This is a genomic window from Saccharopolyspora kobensis, from assembly GCF_900108315.1.
Lineage (GTDB): Bacteria > Actinomycetota > Actinomycetes > Mycobacteriales > Pseudonocardiaceae > Saccharopolyspora > Saccharopolyspora kobensis.
Window position 1 is genome coordinate 162,826 of the sequence record NZ_FNVB01000008.1, and the last position, 15,449, is coordinate 178,274.

The 15,449-nt window shown below is 70.4% G+C and carries 14 protein-coding genes; 8 read left to right on the forward strand and 6 right to left on the reverse strand.

Annotation, left to right across the window (positions count from 1 at the left end; translation table 11 throughout):
• Positions 1-89 precede the first annotated feature (89 nt).
• Positions 90-1,703: a carboxyl transferase domain-containing protein gene (locus C4T78_RS25870; RefSeq protein WP_093354168.1), complete on the reverse strand. Its 1,614-nt coding sequence runs from the start codon at positions 1,701-1,703 to the stop codon at positions 90-92.
• 88 nt (positions 1,704-1,791) lie between these two features.
• Between C4T78_RS25870 and C4T78_RS25875 the strand changes: the two genes are divergently transcribed.
• The 3 genes from C4T78_RS25875 to C4T78_RS25885 all read left to right on the forward strand — a co-directional run bounded on the left by C4T78_RS25875 (position 1,792) and on the right by C4T78_RS25885 (position 4,831).
• On the forward strand, positions 1,792-2,364 hold the full coding sequence (locus C4T78_RS25875; protein ID WP_093354171.1) for an SACE_7040 family transcriptional regulator: 573 nt from the start codon (positions 1,792-1,794) through the stop codon (positions 2,362-2,364).
• A 157-nt stretch (positions 2,365-2,521) separates the two neighbouring features.
• Positions 2,522-4,219, forward strand: a complete 1,698-nt coding sequence (gene ctaD, locus C4T78_RS25880; protein ID WP_093354173.1) for an aa3-type cytochrome oxidase subunit I — start codon at positions 2,522-2,524, stop codon at positions 4,217-4,219.
• Between the two features lie 150 nt (positions 4,220-4,369).
• Complete coding sequence (locus C4T78_RS25885) at positions 4,370-4,831, forward strand: MarR family winged helix-turn-helix transcriptional regulator (RefSeq protein WP_093354176.1); 462 nt, start codon at positions 4,370-4,372, stop codon at positions 4,829-4,831.
• Between the two features lie 11 nt (positions 4,832-4,842).
• On the opposite strand, the gene C4T78_RS25890 is transcribed toward C4T78_RS25885, so the two are convergent.
• Positions 4,843-6,249: an arylsulfotransferase family protein gene (locus tag C4T78_RS25890; RefSeq protein ID WP_093354178.1), complete on the reverse strand. Its 1,407-nt coding sequence runs from the start codon at positions 6,247-6,249 to the stop codon at positions 4,843-4,845.
• Positions 6,250-6,615: 366 nt separating this feature from the next.
• On the opposite strand from C4T78_RS25890, the gene C4T78_RS25895 reads away from it, so the two are divergent.
• Positions 6,616-7,812 carry an MFS transporter gene (locus C4T78_RS25895; protein WP_093354180.1) on the forward strand — a complete coding sequence of 399 codons (1,197 nt, stop codon included), beginning with the start codon at positions 6,616-6,618 and terminating at the stop codon, positions 7,810-7,812.
• Between the two features lie 183 nt (positions 7,813-7,995).
• Complete coding sequence (locus C4T78_RS25900; RefSeq protein ID WP_093354572.1) at positions 7,996-8,832, forward strand: aldo/keto reductase; 837 nt, start codon at positions 7,996-7,998, stop codon at positions 8,830-8,832.
• A gap of 217 nt (positions 8,833-9,049) precedes the next feature.
• Here C4T78_RS25900 and C4T78_RS25905 read toward each other — a convergent pair whose 3' ends face one another.
• Positions 9,050-10,201 carry an FAD-dependent monooxygenase gene (locus tag C4T78_RS25905; protein WP_235863619.1) on the reverse strand — a complete coding sequence of 384 codons (1,152 nt, stop codon included), beginning with the start codon at positions 10,199-10,201 and terminating at the stop codon, positions 9,050-9,052.
• Positions 10,202-10,400: 199 nt separating this feature from the next.
• On the opposite strand from C4T78_RS25905, the gene C4T78_RS25910 reads away from it, so the two are divergent.
• Complete coding sequence (locus tag C4T78_RS25910) at positions 10,401-11,522, forward strand: 5-methyltetrahydropteroyltriglutamate--homocysteine S-methyltransferase (protein ID WP_093354185.1); 1,122 nt, start codon at positions 10,401-10,403, stop codon at positions 11,520-11,522.
• Positions 11,523-11,793: 271 nt separating this feature from the next.
• Here C4T78_RS25910 and C4T78_RS25915 read toward each other — a convergent pair whose 3' ends face one another.
• Positions 11,794-11,991: a hypothetical protein gene (locus tag C4T78_RS25915; protein WP_093354187.1), complete on the reverse strand. Its 198-nt coding sequence runs from the start codon at positions 11,989-11,991 to the stop codon at positions 11,794-11,796.
• 151 nt (positions 11,992-12,142) lie between these two features.
• On the opposite strand from C4T78_RS25915, the gene C4T78_RS25920 reads away from it, so the two are divergent.
• The gene (locus C4T78_RS25920) at positions 12,143-12,763 is read left to right on the forward strand and encodes a YigZ family protein (RefSeq protein ID WP_093354189.1); all 621 of its coding nucleotides are present in this window, start codon (positions 12,143-12,145) and stop codon (positions 12,761-12,763) included.
• 12 nt (positions 12,764-12,775) lie between these two features.
• On the opposite strand, the gene C4T78_RS25925 is transcribed toward C4T78_RS25920, so the two are convergent.
• Positions 12,776-13,384 (reverse strand): TetR/AcrR family transcriptional regulator, encoded by a 609-nt coding sequence (locus C4T78_RS25925; RefSeq protein ID WP_093354191.1) that lies wholly within the window; start codon positions 13,382-13,384, stop codon positions 12,776-12,778.
• A gap of 116 nt (positions 13,385-13,500) precedes the next feature.
• On the opposite strand from C4T78_RS25925, the gene C4T78_RS25930 reads away from it, so the two are divergent.
• Positions 13,501-14,646 carry a DUF418 domain-containing protein gene (locus C4T78_RS25930; protein ID WP_093354194.1) on the forward strand — a complete coding sequence of 382 codons (1,146 nt, stop codon included), beginning with the start codon at positions 13,501-13,503 and terminating at the stop codon, positions 14,644-14,646.
• Here C4T78_RS25930 and C4T78_RS25935 read toward each other — a convergent pair.
• Positions 14,546-15,418, reverse strand: a complete 873-nt coding sequence (locus C4T78_RS25935; protein ID WP_093354196.1) for a helix-turn-helix transcriptional regulator — start codon at positions 15,416-15,418, stop codon at positions 14,546-14,548. The genes C4T78_RS25930 and C4T78_RS25935 overlap by 101 nt on opposite strands.
• Positions 15,419-15,449: the final 31 nt, after the last annotated feature.

Genomic DNA, 15,449 nt, shown 5'->3' on the forward strand with positions numbered 1-15,449 from the left:
CGCCTCGCACGGCAGAGTCGTTGCCCGTGAGCGTTTCGGGGTGCTATAGCGCCCCAAAACGCGCACGGGACCTGAGCAGCGCATACCGGTCACATCCGGAAGACGCCGTAGGAGATGTCTTCCAGCGGGGCGTTGGCCGCCGCCGAGATCGCCAGGCCGAGGACCGTGCGGGTCTGCTTCGGGTCGATGACCCCGTCGTCCCACAGGCGGGCCGTCGCGTAGTACGGGTGGCCCTGGTGCTCGTACTGGTCGCGGATCGGCTGCTTGAACGCCTCCTCCGCCTCGGCCGGCCAGTCCTCGCCGCGCGCGTCGAGCTGGTCGCGGCGGACCGTGGCCAGCACCGATGCGGCCTGCTCACCGCCCATCACCGAGATCCGCGCGTTCGGCCACATCCACATGAAGCGCGGCGAGTACGCCCGGCCGCACATCGAGTAGTTGCCCGCGCCGAAGGAACCGCCGATCACCACGGTGAACTTGGGGACGCGGGCGCAGGCCACCGCGGTGACCATCTTCGCGCCGTGCTTGGCGATGCCGCCGGCCTCGTACTCCTTGCCGACCATGAAGCCGGAGATGTTCTGCAGGAACACCAGCGGGATCGAGCGCTTGTCGCACAGCTCGATGAAGTGCGCGCCCTTGAGCGCCGACTCGCTGAACAGGATCCCGTTGTTGGCGATGATGCCCACCGGGTGCCCGTGGATGCGGGCGAAGCCGGTGACCAGCGTCTGGCCGTACTCCTGCTTGAACTCGGCGAACCGGCTGCCGTCGACGATGCGGGCGATCACCTCGCGCACGTCGTAGGGCGTGCGGCTGTCGGTCGGTACCACGCCGTAGAGCTCGTCCGGATCGACCACCGGCGCTTCGACCGGCGCGACGTCCCAGGGCCGGGACGCCCGCGGGCCGAGGGTGCTGACGATGGAGCGGACGATGCGCAGCGCGTCGGCGTCATCGGCGGCCAGGTGGTCGGTGACGCCGGAGGTGCGGCTGTGCAGCTCACCGCCGCCCAGCTCCTCAGCGGTCACCTCGGCGCCGGTCGCGGCCTTCACCAGCGGCGGGCCGCCGAGGAAGATGGTGCCCTGGTCGCGGACGATCACCGCCTCGTCGCTCATCGCCGGGACGTAGGCGCCGCCCGCTGTGCACGAGCCGAGCACGGCGGCGATCTGCGGGATGCCGCGGGCCGACATCGTCGCCTGGTTGTAGAAGATCCGGCCGAAGTGCTCGCGGTCCGGGAAGACCTCGTCCTGCCTGGGCAGGAACGCGCCGCCCGAGTCCACCAGGTACAGGCAGGGCAGGTTGTTGTGCAGCGCGACTTCCTGCGCCCGCAGGTGCTTCTTCACCGTGAGCGGGTAGTAGGTGCCGCCCTTGACCGTGGCGTCGTTGGCCACCACCACGCATTCGCGGCCGGAGACCCGGCCGACGCCGGTGATGATGCCCGCCGAGGGCGCCTCGTCGTCGTAGAGGCCGTGCGCGGCCAGCGGCGAGAGCTCCAGGAACGGCGAGCCGCGGTCGAGCAGCGCGTCGACCCGGTCGCGGGGCAGCAGCTTGCCGCGCTCGACGTGCCGGATCCGGGCCTTCTCCGGCCCGCCGAGGCGAGTGCGGGCGAGCTGGGCGTTGAGGTCCTCGACGAGCTTCGCGTGCTGCTCGGTGTAGCGGGCGAACTCCGCCGAGTCCGGATCCGCGGTCGTGCGCAGGGCGGGCGCATCCATGCGGGGCACACCTTCCACCGGAGGTTAGTCATCGTTAACGCGACCGATGTTAACGATGACTAACCCGGTTCGTCTAGCATCGACCCCGATGCCCACCGATTCAGCCAAGCCGTCCCGCCGCGAGCAGATCCTCGCCGCGGCGGCGGAGAAGTTCGCCCGCGCCGGGTTCCACGGGGTCGGCATCGACGACATCGGCAGCGCCGTGGGCATCTCCGGACCCGCGCTGTACCGGCACTTCCGCAGCAAGGACGCGATGCTGGCGGAGCTGCTGACCGGCATCAGCGACCGGCTGCTGCGCGGCGGCCAGGACCGCGTCGGCGAGGCGGCCGACCCGCACGACGCGCTGGACCGCCTGGTGCGCTGGCACGTCGAGTTCGCCCTGGGCAACCCGGCGCTGATCACCGTGCACATGCGCGATCTGGACAGCCTCGCCGACGACGACCGGCACAAGGTCCGCGAGCTGCAGCGCAGCTACGTGGAGGTGTGGGTGGACGTGCTGTGCCGGATCCGCCCGGAACTACCGCGCCCGACGGCCCGCGCGGCGGCGCACGCGGTGTTCGGCCTGATCAACTCGACGCCCTACAGCGCGCACCTGGACACCGAGGCGATGTCCCGCCTGCTGCACGCGATGGCTCTCGGCGCCGTCGAACGCGCCATCTGAGACCCCACCCGACGCAGTCGCCTCCCGGAGCAGCACCGTGCGAGGCACCTCTCCGCGCTGCCTCCGCAAGGACTTCCACGACCGGTGATTGCCGGGGCGCGGGAGTGGGTAGGAACAGGGACACGGCCAGCCCGGACCCGAGCCGCTGGAGGCGTGGATGGCCAGCACCTGGGTCGAACCCAAACCGATTCCCACACGGGCGCGCACCACGCGGCGGCAGCGCAAGGGCGAGCACCTCGTGCCGTGGCTGCGCACCACCGATCCCAAGCAGATCGGGGTCCTCTACCTGCTCACGTCGTTCGCCTTCTTCATCGCGGGCGGGGTGATGGCGCTGCTGATCCGCGGCGAGCTGGCCTCGCCGGGGCTGCAGTTCCTGTCCCAGGAGCAGTACAACCAGCTGTTCACCATGCACGGCACGGTGATGTTGCTGCTGTTCGCCACCCCGGTCATCTTCGGCTTCGCCAACGTGGTGCTGCCGCTGCAGATCGGGGCGCCGGACGTGGCGTTCCCGCGGCTGAACGCGCTGTCGTACTGGCTGTTCCTGTTCGGCGGGCTGATCGTGATCAGCGGGTTCGTGCTGCCCAACGGCGCGGCCGACTTCGGCTGGACGGCGTACGCGCCGCTGTCGCGCTCGTTCAGCCCGGGGCCCGGCGGGGACGTGTGGGCGGCCGGGCTGATCGTCAGCGGGCTCGGCACGATCCTCGGCTCGGTCAACATGATCACCACGCTGGTGTGCCTGCGCTGCCCCGGCATGACGATGTGGCGGCTGCCGATCTTCTGCTGGAACGTGCTGGCCACCAGCCTGCTGGTGCTGATGGCGTTCCCGGTGCTGACCGCGGCGCTGTTCGGGCTGCTGATCGACCGGCACCTCGGCGGGCACGCGTTCGACCCGGCCCACGGCGGCGCGATCCTGTACCAGCACCTGTTCTGGTTCTTCGGTCACCCGGAGGTCTACATCGTGGCGTTGCCGTTCTTCGGCATCGTCACCGAGATCCTGCCGGTGTTCAGCCGCAAACCGCTGTTCGGCTACACCGGGCTGGTGCTGGCCACGATGACGATCATGGGCCTGTCCGCGATCGTGTGGGCGCACCACATGTTCGCCACCGGCGCGGTGCTGCTGCCGTTCTTCTCCTTCGCCACGTTCCTGATCGCGGTGCCGACCGGCATCAAGTTCTTCAACTGGATCGGCACCATGTGGCACGGCAGGGTGACCTTCGAGTCGCCGATGCTGTTCTCCGTCGGGTTCCTGGTGACGTTCCTGCTCGGCGGGCTGACCGGGGTCATCCTGGCCGCGCCGCCGCTGGACTTCCACGTCACCGACACCTACTTCGTGGTGGCGCACTTCCACTACGTGCTGTTCGGCACCATCGTGTTCGCGGTGTTCGCGGGCGTGTACTTCTGGTTCCCGAAGATGACCGGCCGGATGATGGACGAGCGGCTGGGCAAGCTGCACTTCTGGCTGACCTTCGTCGGCTTCCACCTGACGTTCCTGGTGCAGCACTGGCTGGGCGCCGAGGGCATGCCGCGCCGCTACGCCGACTACCTGACGACCGACGGCTTCACCGCGCTGAACGTGGTCTCCACCATCGGCGCTTTCGTGCTGGGCGGCTCGATGCTGCCGTTCCTCTACAACGTGTTCAAGAGCTACCGGTTCGGGACGGTGGCCGGGGTGGACGACCCGTGGGGGCACGGGAACTCGCTGGAGTGGGCGACCTCCTGCCCGCCGCCGCGGCACAACTTCACCTCGCTGCCGCGAGTGCGCTCGATCCGCCCGGCCTTCGAACTGCACTACCCGCACATGGCCGAGCGCCTGGAGGCGGAAGCGCACGTCACGCTGAGGCACGGGCGCCGGTGAGGCGATGAAGGCCCCGTTTCCGCTGGTAATGGGCCGTGAGTGCTTTGGGGTGCTATAGCGCCTAAAAGGACTCACGGCTCCTGAACAGCGGAAACGGAGCCGGATCGGGCGATCGGCGGCGGCCGGGCGGGCCGGTGGTTAGATGCTCGCGTGGCCGCTGAATCCCCGGGGATCGCGTTCCTGCTCAGCCAGCTCGGCGCGCAGGCCGCGACGCAGTTCGGCGCGCGCGTCGAGGAGCTCGGGCTGACACCTCCGCTGGTCGGCGTGCTGCGGATGATCTCGGCCCAGCCCGGCCTCAGCCAGCAGCAGCTGGCCGGCGAGCTGGGCCTGCTGCCGAGCAAGGTGGTGGCCTTCGTCGACGACCTGGAGCACCGCGGTCTGGTCACCCGCACCCGCGGCACCCGCGACCGGCGCGTCCAGCACCTGACCCTGACCGCCGGGGGAACCGAGCTGCTGGACGAGGTGATCGAGGTGGGTGCCCGGCACGAGGACGCCTTCTGCCAGGCCCTGGCCCCGGACGAGCGAGCGCAGCTCAAAGCGCTTCTGGAGCACTTGGCCCGGAGCCACGAGCTGGCTCCGGGCGTGCACCCCGGCTACCGCTGGATCCGCTGACCCGGCGGTGCTCACGAGTCCTTGACGACCTCCGAGCGGGCCAGCACCTGGCCGTTGGCGTCGAGGGCTTCGACCGCCGCGTAGTCCTCCGCGGCCGGCAGGTCGGCAGCGGTTTCGAAGCCCGTCTTCGGGACGTCCGCTACCGGCCGGAGCTGGTCCGGCGCCGGGCCGGCGAGGACGCGCCAGGCGCGGGCCTCGGTGGCGCCGTTCCAGCTCGCGTACACCGTCGGAGTCCCGTCGTCGGCGTTCATCGCGGCCACCGGGGGCTCGGTGGGCGTGCCGGTCCAGGGCAGGCGGAAGGCCCGGTAGGACGGCATGTTGTCGCCGAACGAGCCGTGCAGCGCCACCGCGCCGGTCTCGTCGAACTCGGTGAACTCCGGCTGCGATCCCCAGCCGACGAAGCTGTTGCCGCCGGCCAGCACCTGGTGGCCGCCCTGGCTGACGCTCGTGGCGCCACCGGGGTGGGTGAAGTCGCGCACCACGCGGGCCGTGCGCGCGGCCTGGTCGACTTCGAGGACCAGGGCCCGGGAGGCCGGTCCGGGCTCGCTGGCCGCGTTGTCGAACAGGCTCATGGTGCCGTCCGGGTGCCAGCGCGCGTCGTGCTGCCGCCCGAACACCGCGTCCGGATCGAGCGCGAAGTCGCTGCGCTTGCCGCCGAGCCGCCACTGCACCCCGCCGGTGGCGCGGTCCAGCTGGTAGATCGCATCGGTGTGGCGCGCGGAGATCAGCAGGTTGCCGTTGGCGTCCTCGGTGACCGAGTTGAGGTGGATGTAGTCGTAGGGCGCCGCGGGATCCTCCGGGACCGGCACCGTCGACTCGTCGAGCGCCACGTGGTCCAGGCTGCGCCAGTCGAACAGCACCTCACCGGTGGCGATGTCGATCTCCTGGACGACGCCTTCCACTACGGGCCGGTCGAGCTGCACGGTGCGGTAGGCGATCAGCAGCGCCGTGTCCCGCGGCGTGATGATCATCTCGTGCAGGTCGGCGCGCAGGCCGCCACCCGCCCGGACAGTGCCCACCTGCTGGTAGGAGCGGTCCAGCAGGACGTACTCGCCCTCGCCGTAGCCCGGCCGCGGCGCGCCCTGCCACCAGGTCAGCACCGGTTCGCCGCGGTAGGTCTGGGCCTTGAAGTCCATCGTGAACAGCTTGGCGCCGTCGCCGACCGGCTGGAACCAGACGGGCTGGCCCGCGTCGTCGATGATCATCGGCCCGCTCTGGGCGGCGGTGCCGTGCGGCGCGAGGAAGATGCTGCCGGGTTCGGTGCCGTTGGCCGGGGTGTCGATCCGCACCACCGGCGGGCTCAGATCCGGCCGGGTGATGAAGCGGTGCGGCTCCGGTGGCGCGGCCGCGCCGGAGGCGGTGCTCGCCACCAGCAGTGCCAGCGCCGCGAACACGACCGCGACGACCTTCGAGCGCATCGGCCCCTCCGTGGAGAGCGGGGATGGGTCGCGTCGAGGGCTATCACCGGTCGACTCGCGGTAGGTAGTCAGTTGCGAAAAGTTTCCACGTTTTCCCCGTTTGCCAGACCGCACAGCGCGAGCGGCCGGGAAATGTGCGGAACGCACCGTTTGGAATCCACAGTGGACTAATGAATTCGGTGCCAGAGCTGAACGTGGCGCGGTTCATAACCGGTTCAGGAACACCGGGGCGCCGGGATACTGTTGAGCACAACTGGGAACGCCTGCGTGAGCCGTTCCACCTCCCCGCCCCGACGAGCCGCTCCGGCGTGCGCGCGGTGGGGTGATCGCACACCGTCCGGCACGTTCCGTCTCAGGGGGATTTCCTTGCCCATTGCCCTGCTGGCCCTGGCCATCGCCGCATTCGGGATCGGGACGACCGAGTTCGTGATGATGGGCCTGCTGCCCGAGGTCGCCACCGACCTGCAGGTGTCCATCCCGGACGCGGGCGGTTACATCTCGCTGTACGCGCTCGGCGTGGTGATCGGTGCGCCGCTGCTGACCATTCTCGGCATGCGCGCTCGGCGCAAGGCGATGCTGCTGAGCATGCTGGTGCTGTTCACCGCCGGGAACCTGTTCTCCGCGTTCGCCCCCACGCACGAGCTGCTGCTGACCGCCCGATTCGTCGCCGGGCTGCCGCACGGCACGTTCTTCGGCATCGGCGCCGTCGTCGCGGCCGGGCTGGTCGCCGCCGACAAGCGCGGGCAGGCCATCTCGATGATGTTCATCGGCCTGACGGTGGCCAACATCGTCGGCGTGCCGATCGGCACGCTGCTCGGCCAGGCGCTCGGCTGGCGGTGGGCGTTCGGCCTGGTCGCGGTGATCGGCGTGGTCGCGCTGGCCGCCGTCGCCGCGCTGGTGCCCGCCCAGCCCAAGCCCACCGACGTCAGCCTGCGCGGCGAGCTGCGCGCGTTCCGCCGCCCGCAGGTGTGGCTGGCGTTCGCCGTGGTGGTCTTCGGCTTCGCCGCGACCTTCTCCTTCTACAGCTACATCAAGCCGGTGCTCACCGACGTGACCGGCTACTCGGCGACCGCGGTCACCCCGCTGCTGGCGCTGTTCGGCGTCGGCATGACCGTCGGCACCGCGCTCGGCGGGCGGCTCGCGGACCGCAACCCGATGCGGACGCTGTACGTCTTCCTCACCGCGCTCGCCGCCTCTCTCGGCCTGTTCGTGTTCACCGCGCACAGCGCCGTGCTGGCGCCGATCACCGTGTTCCTGATCGGCGCGACCGGCTTCGCGGCCATCCCGAGCATCCAGGCGCGGATCCTGGACCAGGCGAAGGAAGCGCCCGCGCTGGGCTCGGCGAGCATCCAGTCCACCTTCAACATCGCCAACTCGCTGGGCGCCTACCTCGGCGGCCTGGTCATCGCGGCCGGGCTGGGCCTGACCGCGCCGAGCTGGGTCGGCGCCCTGCTGGCCATCGTCGGCCTCGGCTTCGCGCTGCTGTCGGGCTGGCTGGACCGCCGACCGCGGCCCGCCGGGACGGTCGCCGCGCAGCCCGCCGAGACCGTCGAGATCGGCTGACCGGGTGCCACACGGGTCACTCGCGGAACACTTCCTGGGCGATCGCGCGGTGGGTGAAATACGGTGGCCTGCGGTACGGGCCACACCGCGTGGCGGGAATCCACGATCGACTGGATCGGTTCCACCTGGTGCCGGCTCCTCGGAGTCGGCGACGAACGCGATACGGCGGAGGACATCACCCACATGACTCAGGTTCCGAACATCACGCTGAACACCGGCGCAGCGATGCCGCAGCTCGGCTACGGCGTCTTCCAGGTGCCGGCCGACGAGGTCGTCGCACCGGTGAAGTCGGCGCTGGAGGCCGGTTACCGCAGCATCGACACCGCCGCGGTGTACGGCAACGAGGAGGGCGTGGGCCGGGCGATCGCCGAATCGGGCATCGCGCGCGAGGACCTGTTCGTCACCACCAAGCTCTGGAACGACAAGCAGGGCCACGACAGCGCGCTGAAGGCCTTCGACGAGAGCCTGGAGCGGCTCGGCCTAGAGTACGTCGACCTGTACCTGATCCACTGGCCGGTCGCCGCCAAGGACAAGTACGTCGACACCTGGAAGGCGTTCCAGAAGCTGTACGACGAGGGCCGCGCCAAGGCGATCGGCGTGTCGAACTTCCAGATCCCGCACCTGCGGCGGCTGCTCGACGAGACCGACGTGGTGCCCGCGGTGAACCAGATCGAGCTGCACCCGAACCTGCCGCAGGCGGAGCTGCGCGCCTTCCACGCCGAGCACGGCATCGCCACCGAGGCGTGGAGCCCGCTGGGCCAGGGCAAGGGCCTGCTGGACGACACGACGCTGGCCTCGCTGGGCGAGAAGTACGGCAAGAGCCCGGCGCAGATCGTGCTGCGCTGGCACCTGCAGCTGGGCAACGTGGTGATCCCGAAGTCGGTCACCCCGTCGCGGATCAAGGAGAACATCGAGGTCTTCGACTTCGAGCTGGCCGACGACGACGTCGCGGCGATCACCGCGCTGCGCACCGACGTCCGCGTCGGCCCCGACCCGGACACCTTCGCGGCCGGCGCCTGACCGGCCGGACCCGACGGCCCGCCCGCCACCACCGGCGCGGCGGGCCGTCGCGCTTCCAGCGACGATCCGCAATTTCAATTGAAATCACACATCCAATTTCAATTGAAGTTGCACGTCCTCCGGCGTGTCGCGGCCCGACACGCCGACAGGTGTCGGAATCTCCGCAATTTCAATGGAAATCAGACGTCTGATTTCCATTGAAATTGCGACGGAGCCGTCAGGCGGCTTGGATCGCGGGGCGCGGGGCGAAGCCGCGCAGGACGTTGCTGCCGGAGCGCAGGGAGGCCACCTGGCTGCGGGTGGCCAGCCAGCCCGGGAACTTCGCCAGGCGTTGCAGCGGCGTGCTGCGCTGGGCCGAGGTCAGCGCCGCCGTGCGGGACACCTTGAGGGCGCGGGGGCGGCGTTCCTGCTCGTAGGCGCGCAGCCGGGGCGCCAGATCGTCGCCCGCACCCGACAGGTACTGCGTGAGCAGCCAGGCGTCTTCCAGCGTCTGGTTCGCCGCCTGCGCCACCGCCGGCGGCATCGCGTGGACGGCGTCGCCGAGCAGCGTGCTGCGCGGGCCGCCCCAGACGTGCGGGACCTTGTGCCGGATGTGCGGGAAGAAGCCCAGGTCGTCGTCGGTGACCGACGCCAGCAGCTGCTCGACCGGATCCGGCCAGCCCGCGAAGACCGCGCGCAGGTCGGCGACCGAGAGCACCGGGTCGCCTTCCTTCCACGGCATGTCGAACCACCAGTGCAGCAGTCCGTCGCCGGTCGGGATCAGCCCGCAGTGCGCGTTGCGGCCCGCGATGTTCAGCGTCTGGTGGCCGTGCGCGACGGGCAGGTCGCTGCGGGTCAGGCCCTGCCAGCTCGCCCAGCCGGTGGGCTTGGCCGGGTCACCGCCGAGCAGCTCGCGGCGCACCACCGAGCGCTGCCCGTCGGCGCCGATCAGCAGGTCGCCGACGGCTTCGCTGCCGTCGTCGAACTCCACCGCGACGCTGTCCGGCCGCTCCACGACGCCGACGCAGCGGCGGCCGAAGTGCAGCACCTCCGGCGGCAGCGCGGCGGCCATCTCGGCGATCAGCTCGCGGCGCGCGATCTGCACCGTCGGCGAGCCGAGGCGCTCGGTGACCTCGCCGAGGTCGGCTTCCCACAGCAGCCGGCCGGAGTCGGTGAGCGAGCGCAGGCTGTGCAGCTTGCGGCCGGACGGTTCGATGTCGATGCCCAGTTCGCGCAGCGCGGCGGTGCCGTTGCTCCACACCGTGATGCCCGCGCCGCTGGTGCGCAGGGTGTCGGCGTGCTCGAAGACCTGGACCTCGTGGCCCTGGCCGAGCAGCCCGTTGGCGATGGCGAGTCCTCCGACTCCGGCTCCGATCACGAGAACTCGCATCGTCTCCATCCGTCAGCCCCGACGTCAGTTGTCCCGGTCGATTTTATCCAGCGGACCGGTAGTACCGATTTGTCCTTGCTCACAGCCATCACCAACGAGCAACCCGGTCACGGGTCACCCCGGCGGCCGCCGGGCCTGGCGAAACGGTCACCGCGGGAGCGGTCTGGGCACGATCGCATTAGCAAACTATCGTGCGGCCATGAGCCCTCGCGTCTCCCCACCGTTCCGAGCCGACCACGTCGGCAGCCTGCTGCGCCCGCAATCCCTGCTCGACGCCCGCGACGACCACGCCGCAGGCCGCATCGACGACGCCGAGCTGCGGCGGGTCGAGGACGAGGCGATCACGCAGGTGGTGGCCATGCAGGAGGAGGTCGGCCTGCACAGCGCCACCGACGGCGAGTTCCGCCGCAGCTCCTGGCACATGGACTTCCTCTACCAGCTCGACGGCGTGGAGCGGGTCGACGACGCCAGCCTCAAGGTGCAGTTCCGCAACGAGCGGGGCGACGTCGAGTTCGCCACGCCCGATCTGCGGGTCACCGGCCGGATCGGGCTGAGCCGGACGATCTTCGCGGAGGCGTTCACCGCGCTGGCCGAGCGGGTCACCACCGCGACGCCGAAGCTGACCATCCCGTCGCCGGGCATGCTCTACTACCGCGGCGGCCGGGCGGCCATCGACGAGGCCACCTACCCGGACCTGGCCGAGTTCCGCAGCGACCTGGCCGCGGCCTACCGCACCGAGGTGCGCGCGCTGGCCGATCTCGGCTGCCACTACCTGCAGCTCGACGACACCAGCCTGGCCTACCTCAACGACCCGGCGCAGCGGGCCCAGCTGACCGCGCGCGGCGACGACGCCGAGCGGGCGCACCTGCAGACCATCCAGCTGATCAACGAGTCCCTGCGCGGGCGGCCGGACACCCTGGCGGTGACCACGCACATGTGCCGCGGGAACTTCCGCTCGTCGTGGGTCGCCGAGGGCGGCTACGACTTCGTCGCGGAGGCGCTGTTCAACGAGCTCGACGTGGACGGGTTCTTCCTGGAGTTCGACGACGAGCGCTCCGGCGGCTTCGAGCCGCTGCGGTTCGTGCCGAAGGGCAAGGCCGTGGTGCTCGGCCTGGTCACCACCAAGCGCGGCGAGCTGGAGTCGAAGGACGCGCTCAAGCGCCGCATCGAGCAGGCCGCCCGCTACGTCGACATCGACCAGCTGTGCCTGTCACCGCAGTGCGGGTTCGCCTCGACGAAGGACGGCAACTCCCTGACCTGCGAAGAGGAAGTGGCCAAGCTCCGCCTCGTCGTGGAAACCGCCGCCGAGGTCTGGGGCTGACCGCGGTCTCCCGCAGAACTGGCGCGGAGTGACGAGAGCGCGACTGAACGTTTCGCACGCCCGGCGACCGCAGCCGCGACGTGCAACCGCTCGCGTCTCGGGAGCTGCCGCATGCGCCGCAGGCGCATGACCCACCCTCGCAGCTCGCACCGCCGCGGGATCTCAGCGTTCGCCTGGCGAGGACAGCCCGTTCGTCGTGTATCGGACATCCCGGAGCCAGGCGGACGCTGAGGTTCCGCCACCCGCACCGCCACGCAGAACGAGCCAGGAATCAGGCCGCTTCGAGGAAGCGGCCTGCTACCAGGCCGGGGTCTTCGGCTCCGTCGAAGCGGACCCACAGGACGGGGCCGTCGAAGACTTCGGGGAGGCCGGTGGCGGTCTCCACGACCGTGCCGACCTTGTCGCGGAACCGGCCGAACGTGGCGCGGACCCGCACGCCTGGTTCAAACGGGTTCGAGGACTGCTCCATGAGGGGGGACGTTACGTGCCCGCGGGCCACAACGGAAATCGCCGTCCCCCGATCGCCGCCGCACCGCGTTGACCTGCGGCGTTGCCGCGGTGGGAGGATGGGGGAACAGCCCAGCGGGGCCGTGAGCAACGCCACCTTCCGAAGGGGACAGATGCGCACCATCACGCAGTCCGGTGAGCACGAGCTGGAGGTCAAGAAGTCCCGGTTCCTCTGCGCGCTGGCCCGGGTGACCGATGAGGCGCAGGCCCGGGAGTTCATCCAGCAGCGCCGCAAGCTGCACCACGACGCGCGCCACCACTGCTCGGCTTTCGTGCTCGGCGATCTCGGTGAGATCCAGAAGTCCAGCGATGACGGCGAACCGGCGGGCACCGCGGGCGTGCCGATGCTGGAGGTGCTGCGGCACAACGAGGTCACCAACGCGGTGGCCGTGGTGACCAGGTACTTCGGCGGGGTGCTGCTCGGCGCGGGCGGGCTGGTGCGCGCCTACGGCGGCGCGGTGTCGGCGGCTCTGGAGCACGTCGGGCTGGTCGAGCGCCGCCCGGTCCGGACCGTGACGACCGAAGTGGACTACCTGCTGGCGGGCAAGCTGGACAACGATCTGCGCTCGGCCGGTTACCAGGTGGTCGACACCGAGTACCAGGACGTGGTCCGCTTCCACGTCAACGTCCCGGTGTCCGAAGTGGACGCCTTCGGCACCTGGCTGGCGGAGACCACCGGCGGCACCGCCGAAGCCACTCCCGGCGCCCTCACCTACGCCGAGGTCCGCTCCTGACAGGAGGCCCGCTCACGACCGGTGACCACCGAAGAGCCGGTCGAGGTGGTAGTCGATCGTGGCGATCGCCTCTTCTCCCGTCCGGTGGCCGAGGAGGAGGCCCACCGACAGGCCGTCGGGGATCGACAGGAGGATTTCCGCCTCCCGGGCCGGGTCGAGGCCGGGCGGCAGCTCTCCGGACTCCTGGGCCGTTCGCAGCTCGCCGGTGAGCCAGCGCTCCAGCTCCGGCCACCACTCCCGGTACATCGCGGCCAGTTCGGGCGAGCCGAGCGCTCGCATGAAGAACGCCAGGTGCGTCAGGAACTCCATGCGGCTGTCGTCGGTGAGCGCCAGCATTTCGAGCATCACGGTGCGCACGATCTTCCGCGCCGATGGCCGCTCGCCCTGCTGGCTCAGCGCGGCCACGATCCGCTCACCAGCGCGTTTGGTGACGTGGTCCATCGCGTGCAGGAGCATCTGCTCCTTGCTCTTGAAGTAGTGCTGCACCGCGCCCATCGAGATGCCGGCTTCCGCCGCGACGTCGCGCAGGCTCACCGCCTCCAGCCCGCCGCGGCTGGCCAGGCGCAGCAGCGCCTCGGCGATCTGGGTGCGCCGCGCTTCGTGGTCGACCTGTTTCGGCACGTCACCAACCTTTCCAATGCAACTGCATTGCAAAACCGGCGCCCGGCTGTTTACCATGCAGTTGCATCGTAACCCTCCGTCACAGCGCCGGAGTGCTTCCGACAACTGGGGAACCCATGACAACTCTGCAACAGGTGCCCACCTCGACGCGGATAGGCGCGCTCGACGTCATCCGCGGTGTGGCGATCCTAGGCACCCTCGGCACCAACATCTGGATCTTCACCAACCCGCAGGGCCCGACAGCCGCCCTGAACATCACGCTCGACGGCGGCGCTTCGTACGTCGAAGCGGCGCTGCGCTGGCTGGCCAACGGGAAGTTCCTCGCGCTGCTCACCCTGCTGTTCGGCATCGGGCTGGAGCTGCAGTACCGCTCCGCGAAGCGGCGCGGCGGCAAGTGGCCCGGCTGGTACCTGTGGCGGGCCGGGCTGCTGTTCACCGAGGGCCTGCTGCACTACGTGCTGATCTTCGAGTACGACGTGCTGATGAGCTACGCGGTGACCTCGATCCTGGTCGCCTACCTCATCGGCCGCAGCGACCGGGCGCAGCGCGGCTGGATGATCGCGATGGGCACCGTGCACGTGGCGTTCATCGGCCTGACCACCCTCGGGATGCTGAGCGGCCACGTGTCGCTCTCCACCCCGCCGACCGACCTCTACACGCACGGCAGCTACCTCGAACAGCTCACCGGGCGCCTGACCGAGTGGGGCAGCTACCGCGCGGAGGCCATCTTCATCATCCCGCTGTCGACGCTGCTGTTCCTGGCCGGTGCGCGGCTGTACCGGGCCGGGGTGTTCAACGCCGACCAGCAGCGGCTGCGGAACCGGTTGATGCTGTTCGGCTTCGGCATCGGCGTGCCGCTGAACCTGGTCACGACCTTCGCCGGACCGGAGTGGCTCATGGTGGACCGCTACATCCTGCCGCCGGCGATCGCGCTGGGCCTGCTCGGCCTGATCCCGACGGTGCTGGCTTCGCTGCGCGGTGAACCCGGTGTGCTGCGCCGAGGTCTGACCTCCGTCGGCCGAACTGCGCTGTCCTGCTACGTCTTCCAGAACCTGGTCGGCGCAGTGCTCTGCTACGGCTGGGGTTTGGGGCTGGCGGCGCAGTTCGACTGGGCGCGTCCGTGGTGGGTCCTGCTGGCCTGGGCGGCGATCTGCGCGACGTTCATGACGCTGGCCTCGCTGTGGCTCCGGCGCTTCGAACGCGGTCCGCTCGAAGCGGTGTGGAACTGGGCCTATCACCTCCCGCAGCGCTCAGCGCGGTAAGGGCTTCGTGGGATCGAGTACCCGGTTCCGCCGTCAGGAAGATCAGGCGGTGGGCGCTGTTCGGGGCGTGCAGGACCTGGGCCTCCAGGTCGAGCTCGCCCAGGTCCGGGTGCTCGATCCGCTTGCGCACGGTGGGGCGGACCTGCACGTCGTGATCGGTCCACGACGCCGCGAACTGCGCGTTGAACTCGGCGTACTCGTCGGCCAGCTCGGTGATGCGCCGGTCGTCCGGGTGGCGGGCGGCTGCCACCCGCAGGTCGGCCGCCGCCTGCCGCACGAACTCGTCGCCCGATGAGGAGCACCGGCCGCCGCGCATCGCCATGCGCAGCACGTTGCGCTCCTCCGGCGGCAGCTCGGAGAAGTCCGCGATCAAGCGCACTGCCAGGGCGTTCCACGCGACCACGTCGTAGCGCTCGTCGACGACGTACGCGGGAACCGGCCCCAGCCGGTCCAGCAGCCGCAGCACGCCCTCCGGCACCGGCTCGTCGCGCGCCGGAGGCGCCTGCCCGGCCAAGCGGGCCAAGTGCTCGCCTTCTGCCTCGGTCAGCCGCAGCGCAGTGCCCAGGGCCGCGAGCACCTGCGTGGACGGGCGCGGAGCGCGGGCTTGTTCCAGGCGCTCGTAGTAGTTCGTCGACACGCCGGCCAGCCAGGCGACTTCCTCGCGGCGCAAGCCCGGCGTGCGGCGGCGACCGCTCACGCTCAGCCCGACCTCCGCGGGCCGCCGGGCCTCGCGGCGGCGGCGCAGGAACTGGGCCAGTTCGAGCTTGTTCACCGGTCCAGCCTGCCACGGTCCCGGTCTGCGC